The sequence below is a fragment of the Methylophaga sp. genome (assembly GCF_009711715.1).
In the GTDB taxonomy this organism is placed as follows: Bacteria; Pseudomonadota; Gammaproteobacteria; order Nitrosococcales; family Methylophagaceae; genus Methylophaga.
Genome location: NZ_VENF01000007.1, coordinates 119,242 through 127,326, shown reverse-complemented (window position 1 = coordinate 127,326; position 8,085 = coordinate 119,242). Strand labels below are relative to the sequence as shown.

The window sequence follows — 8,085 nt, the reverse complement described above, 5'->3', positions numbered from 1 at the left end:
TGGTGTCATCTGGTAAACCCCTTTCGCCATACCGGTGTCGAGATCACGACCCCACATGGACATAGTCCACTTGTTGTCACCGGGACGCTGAACCGGGTTCCAGGTAGACGGGTTACCGTTACCATAGTAGAACATGTTCAGGTCAGGATCGTAAGAGTACCAGCCCCAGGTTGTACCACCACCGATTTTCCATTGGTCACCCTGCCAAGACTTGAGTGAGGAGTCCATGCCAATCGGTTTGAGCATAGACAATGTTTTTTCCGGATCAACCAGCATTTCTTCGTCTGGACCCGTGCTATAAGCGGTGTAAAGCGCTTTACCATCGAGGCTGTAAGCCTTGACGTAACCACGTACCCCAAACTCACCACCGGATATACCAACAATAACTTTGTCATCAAAAACGTGCGCCGCAGCCGTACTGGTCGCACCACGTTTTGGATCGTCACGTTTGTGTGACCAGACAACGCTGCCGTCAGCAGCATTCAGGGCAACCAGCGTGGTGTCAGCCTGGTTCAGGAAGATTTTGCCGTCGCCGTAAGACAGACCACGGTTAACGGTGTCACAGCACATGACCGGCACCGTTTCGTCGTAGTTTTGCTTAGGCTCGTATTTCCACTTGATCGCACCGTCGTTGTTCAGATCCAGCGCGAACACGATGTTCGGGAACGGGGTGTGAACGTACATGGTGCCATCAATTATCAGTGGGTTACCCTCATGGCCACGCAGAACACCAGTGGAGAAAGACCAGGCCATGTTCAGGTTTTTGACATTGTCTTTATTGATTTGAGTCAGCTCAGAGTAACGCTGGTTAGCGTAATTGCCCGCTGGCATTACCCAGTTATTTTCATTTTCCTGCATTGTCAACAGTTCGTCGGCTTGCGCCGCACCTGCAACGCTCAGCGACATTATCGCCAGAGATAATGTTTTCAGCTTCATAGTTAAATCCCTATCATTATATTTAGTTCATGCGCGACAATTTCGAGCATGATTTTTACTCTATGCTGACAGGGCCTGAGAATCATCATGATTAACTCCTGAATTGAACAGGATAAAATCATAAGTAAACCATGAAAAACAGCTCTAAAAATATGATTTAAATAGATTTATCAAGCATCAATGCTCACTGATAACACCATATTTTAATGCCAGTCTAACCAGATCAACCGGTGAGTTAATACCCAACTTCTGTTTCAAACTGGTTTGATAATTTGCCACGGTTTTATGACCGATGTTCAGACTGAGGGCAATGTCTTCTACCAGTTTGCCTTCTGCAAGCAGCCTGAAGACCTCGAATTCGCGCGAGGTAAGCTTTTGCGCCGGGTTATCTCCCCCTGTCAGACTCTGCAGGGCCACTTTCTGCGCCATATCCGAGCTGAGAAAACTTCTGCCCTGCGCCACTTCTCTGACTGCTTTGACCAGATCCTCAGCATGCCCTGATTTAGCAACATAACCCAGTGCACCCGAGGTCATTGACTGGATAGCGAAAGTGGCATTTTCATGCATTGAAAACATGATCACCCGGGCCTGTGGCCAACGATTAAGAATTCGCCGCATTGCTTCAAGACCGCCCATCCCTGGCATAGACATATCCATGACCAATACATCGGGATTGATCTCGGGAAAGGTCTGATAGGCCTGCTCGCCGCTTTCCGCCTCCCCCACTATGCGAATCCCCTCATTCTGCTCGAGTAACCTGCCGAGTCCCGATCTGACGACAGCATGGTCGTCGGTCAGCATGACTCTGATTAATTGGTTCATGCCTGTTCTCCTTGTTTGATGAGTGTGACTTTGACAGTTACACCCTGATGATATTGACTGCTGATCTCTAATTTTCCACCAATACTGTCGACGCGCTCATGCATCCCGGCCAGTCCGAAACGCTGGGGATGACGGCCAAGCTCAAAGCCCTGTCCGTTATCGCTGACCGACAGCAACCAGTTTTTCTGATCTTCCAGCAATGAAATTTCAACCTGGTCGGCATGGGCATGACGACTGATATTGGTCAGACACTCCTGCAAAACGCGGTAGAGCGTCAATTGTTCGTTTTCATCCAGAGTGGAGAAATCACCGTCTATACGGGTAACAACACTGATTTTGTCATGTCGTTCCTGCCAGCTGTTCACCAGGTCCTGAACGGCCGCCAGAAAACCGATTTCATCAAGCCCGCCAGGCCGCAGTCGATGAAGCATGGTTCTGACGATATCCATCATCTGCCTGGCGACATCGTCAATTGCCGCCGCACTGTGTTTAGCACATTCCAAATCACGACAACTTTTTATGACCGAGGCATCGACATGGATAGCGGTCAGGTGCTGGCCGATTTCATCGTGTAACTCATGGGCAATACTTTTACGTTCCGCTTCCTGCAGCCGAATAATTTGCTGGGTCAGACGGTGATTGTTACGGGTACTGACTTGTAATGCCGATGCCATGCCATTGAATTTATGACTGATACTAGCCATTTCAGGGAGCTTGAATATAGGTAAACGTCGATCGAGATGACCCGCTTCAATATCGGTCAGGGCATCAATAATATTATCGATAGGTTTAAGAGAGAGCCCGACCGCGATAAAGACCACGACGTTCACCGAGACAAAAAACAGGGCTATCAGCTTCAGCATAGTCTTGGTTTCTTCCCAGGCCTCGCTGATTTCATTACCGGGCTCGGGACTGATGACAAGCTTACCGATAGTTTGATTGTTGACCGAGACGGGCAGGGATTTGACCGTCATGTTCTCCAGTCCGGCCTGCATCTGATTCACGAACCAGGCTGGCGGATCAGCCTCATTGTGTGCATCCTCAACCTGATTGGTTTCTACCAGAAAGCCCTGGCTGTCATAGAACTCAATACGCAGGTGTCGTACGCCGGCAAGGCGGCCAAGATTAAAAGGTGACATTTCATCAGCAGCACTGACTATCCCGGTACGTTTGAAATGGTTGAGTTCAGCCTCGAGCGTATGCAAGGCCAGTTCCATGGTGGAGTCGACTTCAGCCCTGACACTTTCCCGGGCGTTGTGCACAGTGATCACGGCACCGAACAGTAATACAATCAGTAGTATCACTGTGACAATAAGATTGAGTCTGAACCTGAGATTCATGATCGGAGAGCATCATTAAAAATTGCATTTTATGGCTCAGCCGCGATGAAGGAGATAGGAGAAATTCCTTTTTGAAGAATTATTTGAAACAGCAGGCATAAAAAAACCCGGCGGAGCCGGGCTTTTTTTGAGTTTGGTTTTTCTATGTCATTAGCGGTTGCAAATGTACATAGTGACTTCGAAACCGAAACGCATGTCTGAATATTCTGGTTTAGTCCACATGATAATCACCTCACTTTTGTTGGTTAACAAAGTCTTTTATTTCTGACTTGAGAGCAATCATAAGCACTTTCAGCAACAAACAAGAGAGGAATTTGCTCGACCTGACTCAGGATTTTCCTGAATGAATGTCAGGCATCAACCAGACCACTGCGGATAGCCAGCCGCGCCAGTTCGGCCGAGTTGGAAACATTCAGTTTCTGCTTGATGTTAGTGTGGTGGGTACCCACGGTTTTAGGACTGAGACTGAGAATATCGGCAATTTCATTCACGGTTTTGCCCTCAGCCAGCAGGCGGAAGACTTCAAACTCACGCTGGCTCAGGACATCCAGCGGGTTTTCTGAGCCGGTGAGTTTCTGCATTGCCAGCTGCTGGGCGATTTCAGGAGCAATGCAGGTCTTACCCTGTGCCACCATTTCCACGGCCTTGAGCATTTCCTCGGGCGCGCTGCGCTTGGGAATAAAACCCAGGGCGCCGGCCTGCATGGCACGGGTGGTGAAAACACTGTCTTCATGGACACTGAGTACCAGAATTCTGGCATTGGGCTCACGCGCAATAATGCGTTCAATCGCGCCAACACCACCGATACCGGGCATGGAAATATCCATTACCACCACATCCGGATGATGCTTGTTGAAATCCTGGACTGCCTGTTCACCACTGCCTGACTCGGCAATAACCGTAAACTTGTCACCATCTTCCAGTAAACGGCGAAAGCCCGCCCGTACCAGCTCGTGGTCATCCACCAGCAATACTTTTGTTTTGTTAAGGCTCATATCAGTCTGTCCGCTCCCAGAGGAATTTGAATTTTTATCGTCACCCCGTCACCGGGCTCGCTCAACAGCTTGAACTCTCCACCCATACTCTGCACCCGTTCGCGCATACCCAGCAGGCCGAAGTCGACATCAGAATGAAAATCCTTGACCACCATTCCCTTACCATTGTCGCTAATTTCGATAGTCAGATGATCCGCATCACCGCCCTGTTCAGCATGAATCCGGACCTTGATCTGACTGGCCTGAGCATGGCGAACCGCATTGGTAATCGCTTCCTGTACCACTCTGAAGACCGTCATGTTCATGGCTTCGTTCAGATTGTCGAGTTTACCGCTGATCTGCAACACAAAGTTGATCTCCGCTTCACGTTCGCGCCAGCTGGCAATACTCTGTTCCAGTGTCGGTACCAGCCCCAGATCATCCAGCGGACTCGGCCGCAGGCGTGTAATCATATTATGCACCACATCATAAATGTGGCTGGCAGTATCGATAATGGCCTGGGCGCTACCGTGAATCCGCGGTTCAGTACCTTCGGTGCGGTTGCGAATCAGAACAGCATCGGTTTTGATCGCGGTCAGGCACTGGCCCAGTTCATCGTGCAGCTCACGTGCCAGATGGCGGCGTTCCGCTTCCTGCACCTCATCCATGTGCTTGGTCAGCAAGCGCGTTTCACGTAGTTGATTACGGGCCATCTCTGCCTGTTTTAACTCAGTGATGTCACGCAACGTGCAGACCAGGCCGATGATTTGCTGGTTATTGTCATAGAGAGGCACGCTAGACATCAATAAGGTTAACCGCTCGCCATCGGGCCGCGTCAGCGTGGTCTCCATATTCTCAATGCTTTCGCAGTTTTCCAGCACACGGGCAATGGCCTCGCGCTGTTGTTCAAAGCCCAGATTCGCCAGCGCTTCGCCTTTCAGTACCGGGGTTTGTCCTGAAAACAGACGTTCAGCGGTGGAATTGCAGAAAGTGATATTGCCCGCATGATCCAGGGCCAGAATGGCATCGCCGGACTGCCGGACCAGCATCGCCAGCCGCTGGTTTTCGGCAGAACTCAGTTCCAGCGCCTGCCCCATGCGGTTGAAGGTCTGGCTGATCTGGTTCATCTCCGGCAATGTGAAACTGGGCAGCCTGGAGTGAAGATCTCCCCGCTCAAAAGCGGCCAGAGCCTGCAATAACCGTTGCAGTGGTCGCAGGAACCAATCTACGCCCCAGTATAAAAAGATACTGACAAACACAAAGACGACCATCCCCAGGCCGATAATGCTGCGGATATCCTGCCAGCGGTCGCTGATTTCCTGCATCGGTGCGGCATAGATCACCATATGGCCATTGCCGAAACGTTTGCTTAAAGGTGTGATTTCAGGGAAAAGCATTTTAACGAACCATTCAGGCGGTTCGACTTCGAGTGTCGGTTCGGGCTCGCCTTCATAGAGCAGGCCCTGAGCGTCAAACAGCAGAATATGCAGACTGCGGATCTCGCTGAGCGCCTTGATCATCTCATGCATCTGTTCATTGATACCCAATTCCCTGTTGAGCGGCCGATCAGCGAGCGTCAGTGTGATCAGCCTAGCGGCAGCATCCATCGTGTCCTGGACTTCCTTTTCCACCGAGTGACGGGCATTGGATATCAACACGCCGGTGCCGGCCATCAACGAAGCCAGCAGCAGGATAGTAAAAAACAGATTAACCTTGAGTTTCAGACTCATGACAGCGTGGTCTCGGCAATCCCCTTAGCACCGAGATTATCCACCCAGCGGACCATGATTTTATCGCCGGAAGCACCACCTGTCAGTTGAAATGAAAAGTAGGGATTACGTGCCGTCGCAGTCCCACATTTGATGGTCAGTACTTCCTTGCCGTTACGCCAGCAACGAATGTCCTGAATGAACTCGGCAGGGATCAACTCACCCTGCTCGTTTTCACCGCGACCGGTATGCATCGGATGCGCAAGCAATACCCGGACTGTGGTCTGCTCATCTTTGAGCTTGGCACGTATTCTGTCTCTGGCCTTGATCGCCATCAGGCACACCCTCCGATATCTACCGCAATGTCGCGTGAAGTTATGTAGAGCTTACCATCCGCACGTACCACGGCAATGACTTCGGAATCTTCCGCCACTTTGATCATGCTTTTAAAGGGTAATGCCACATCCGGTGTCAGATCGACGCTCATCGCCAACGGATTGGGGTTTTTATCAACCAGGATCGCAATACGCTCGACATTGGGCAGATCACTGCGAACCTCAACCGGTACCGAAGCACCGTTAACGGCATAACTCGGTGGCGCACCGATTTTGAAACTGATTTGCTTACCATCTGCCACCTCCGCTTCACCAAGCAGCGCCAGTAAGGCATCCTCGACTGTTTCTGCGGTGAACGCATCACTGGGCCAGTGAGCCAGCAAGCGACGAGGGAGTAGCAAACCACTACTGGCGACAAGCGCCAGAGTGGAAGCGGAAATAGCGCCTTTGATCAAGGAGCGCCGTCTGGGATCGGCCTGATTTGTCATGCTTTTACTGTTCCATTTGCGCCAGTGCTTCTTCTACCTCGCGCAGTCTGGAAGCGATTTTGGCGCGTTGATATTCGTCATTGCCGGCGGCTTCTGCCGCCAACTGCAATTGATCGGCTGCCGCCTTGAGCAGGCCCGATTGATAGTAATACTCTGCCAGCCAGCTATGAGACTGACTTTTCTGCCCCATCTGCCCTTTGGCCTGAGCCAGCAGCTTGTATACGTTACGCGAAGTTTCGCCAAGCTCAATCTGCGTTTGCAGCAGTTTATCGGCTTCAAAGGCACGCCCCGTCCGTAATAAGGCCTTAACCTGTTCCATCGTCAGCGCCTGATCATCAGGATACAGGCGCTGGTTATCTTCATATATTTCCAGGGCAGCCTCAACCCGACCTACGGACATTTCGATGTCTGCCAGGGCCAGCTGATAGGCCAGTCTGTCCCTGTCTTTATCCAGCAACGGCTGCAGCGCCTCTCTCGCCAGGGTGTGCTGGCCACTTTTAAGCAAAGCCAGCGCGTATCCATAGCGAACGGCTTCCTTGTTGGTGTCATCATCACGCGACATCGCTGACTTGTAATGCTGCAACAGATCATTGGGGTCTTCTGTCATCATCACCCGCAGCTTTTCCTTAATAAGATAAAACTGCTTGCGGTCTGAAAGCTGCGGCTGCACTTTGTAATTTGTGGCACGGCCACGGGCATCAGCAATACGGGATGTGGTCACCGGGTGTGTTCGCAGGAACTCCGGAATATTATCACCACCATAATAACGGCTGGCCTGCTGTAATTTTTCAAAAAAGCTGGGCATGGCATCAGGATCAAAACCGGATTCAACCAGCGTCTCCATACCGAGATTATCAGCTTCGGCCTCATGGGCACGGCTGTAATCGAGCTGACTCTGAATATCACCCGCCTGCACCGCCATCATCGCTGCTGAACCTGCCCTCGGATCGGCCGCACCGAGGAGCGCTGCGGCAATCATCGCGGCGGTACGTGGAATCGTCATGCGTTTATGTCGTTCGAAACTACGCAGGATGTGGCGCTGGGTAATATGCGCAATCTCATGCGCCATCACTGAAGCCAGTTCTGACTCGGTTTCAGCTGTCAGCAACAGACCACTGTTCACACCGATAAAACCGCCGGGCGCAGCGAAAGCGTTGATGGCCGGATCGGGCAGCATAAAGAAGGTATAGTCGAGCCCCGGCTCATCGCTATTGGCAGCAAGACGATAGCCTAGAGACTGGATGTAACTGTTAACTTCCGGGTCTTCAATCAACTCGGTTGATTGTTGCAGACGCCAGAAAAATGCCTGACCGATTTCATATTCCTCACGCGGAGAAATCAGTGCACCGGCACTGTCTCCCATTTCTGGCAGTGCAATATCAAGCGCATGACTCTGTGCCAGCGGTAACGCCAGGCAGACCAGTAAAATCAGGGTGATTAATCGTTTCATACAGTGCATAGACTCATCCCCTGTGATAGGG

General features: G+C 51.2%; 9 protein-coding genes. All 9 read right to left on the bottom strand.

The features are described from left to right. On the bottom strand, positions 1-936 hold a 936-nt coding region (locus FH755_RS06050), incomplete at its 3' end, for a PQQ-binding-like beta-propeller repeat protein (RefSeq protein ID WP_292439619.1). A gap of 177 nt (positions 937-1,113) precedes the next feature. Continuing rightward, the gene (locus tag FH755_RS06045) at positions 1,114-1,758 is read right to left on the bottom strand and encodes a response regulator transcription factor (protein WP_292439618.1); all 645 of its coding nucleotides are present in this window, start codon (positions 1,756-1,758) and stop codon (positions 1,114-1,116) included. Then, positions 1,755-3,098, bottom strand: coding sequence for a histidine kinase (locus FH755_RS06040; protein ID WP_292439616.1), 1,344 nt, complete (start codon positions 3,096-3,098; stop codon positions 1,755-1,757). Before FH755_RS06040 ends, FH755_RS06045 begins: the two co-directional genes overlap by 4 nt. A 150-nt stretch (positions 3,099-3,248) precedes the next feature. Further along, positions 3,249-3,320, bottom strand: coding sequence for a pyrroloquinoline quinone precursor peptide PqqA (pqqA, locus tag FH755_RS06035; RefSeq protein ID WP_081443609.1), 72 nt, complete (start codon positions 3,318-3,320; stop codon positions 3,249-3,251). 128 nt (positions 3,321-3,448) lie between these two features. Then, a complete protein-coding gene (locus FH755_RS06030; RefSeq protein ID WP_292439615.1) occupies positions 3,449-4,093 on the bottom strand; it encodes a response regulator in 645 nt (214 codons plus the stop codon). Next, the gene (locus FH755_RS06025) at positions 4,090-5,802 is read right to left on the bottom strand and encodes an ATP-binding protein (protein ID WP_292439613.1); all 1,713 of its coding nucleotides are present in this window, start codon (positions 5,800-5,802) and stop codon (positions 4,090-4,092) included. Before FH755_RS06025 ends, FH755_RS06030 begins: the two co-directional genes overlap by 4 nt. Continuing rightward, on the bottom strand, positions 5,799-6,116 hold the full coding sequence (gene soxZ, locus FH755_RS06020; RefSeq protein ID WP_292439612.1) for a thiosulfate oxidation carrier complex protein SoxZ: 318 nt from the start codon (positions 6,114-6,116) through the stop codon (positions 5,799-5,801). The genes FH755_RS06025 and soxZ overlap by 4 nt, the downstream gene beginning before the upstream one ends. Then, on the bottom strand, positions 6,116-6,604 hold the full coding sequence (locus FH755_RS06015) for a thiosulfate oxidation carrier protein SoxY (RefSeq protein WP_292439610.1): 489 nt from the start codon (positions 6,602-6,604) through the stop codon (positions 6,116-6,118). The genes soxZ and FH755_RS06015 overlap by 1 nt, the downstream gene beginning before the upstream one ends. Positions 6,605-6,608: 4 nt before the next feature. Beyond that, complete coding sequence (locus FH755_RS06010) at positions 6,609-8,054, bottom strand: M48 family metalloprotease (RefSeq protein WP_292439608.1); 1,446 nt, start codon at positions 8,052-8,054, stop codon at positions 6,609-6,611. Positions 8,055-8,085 lie beyond the last annotated feature (31 nt).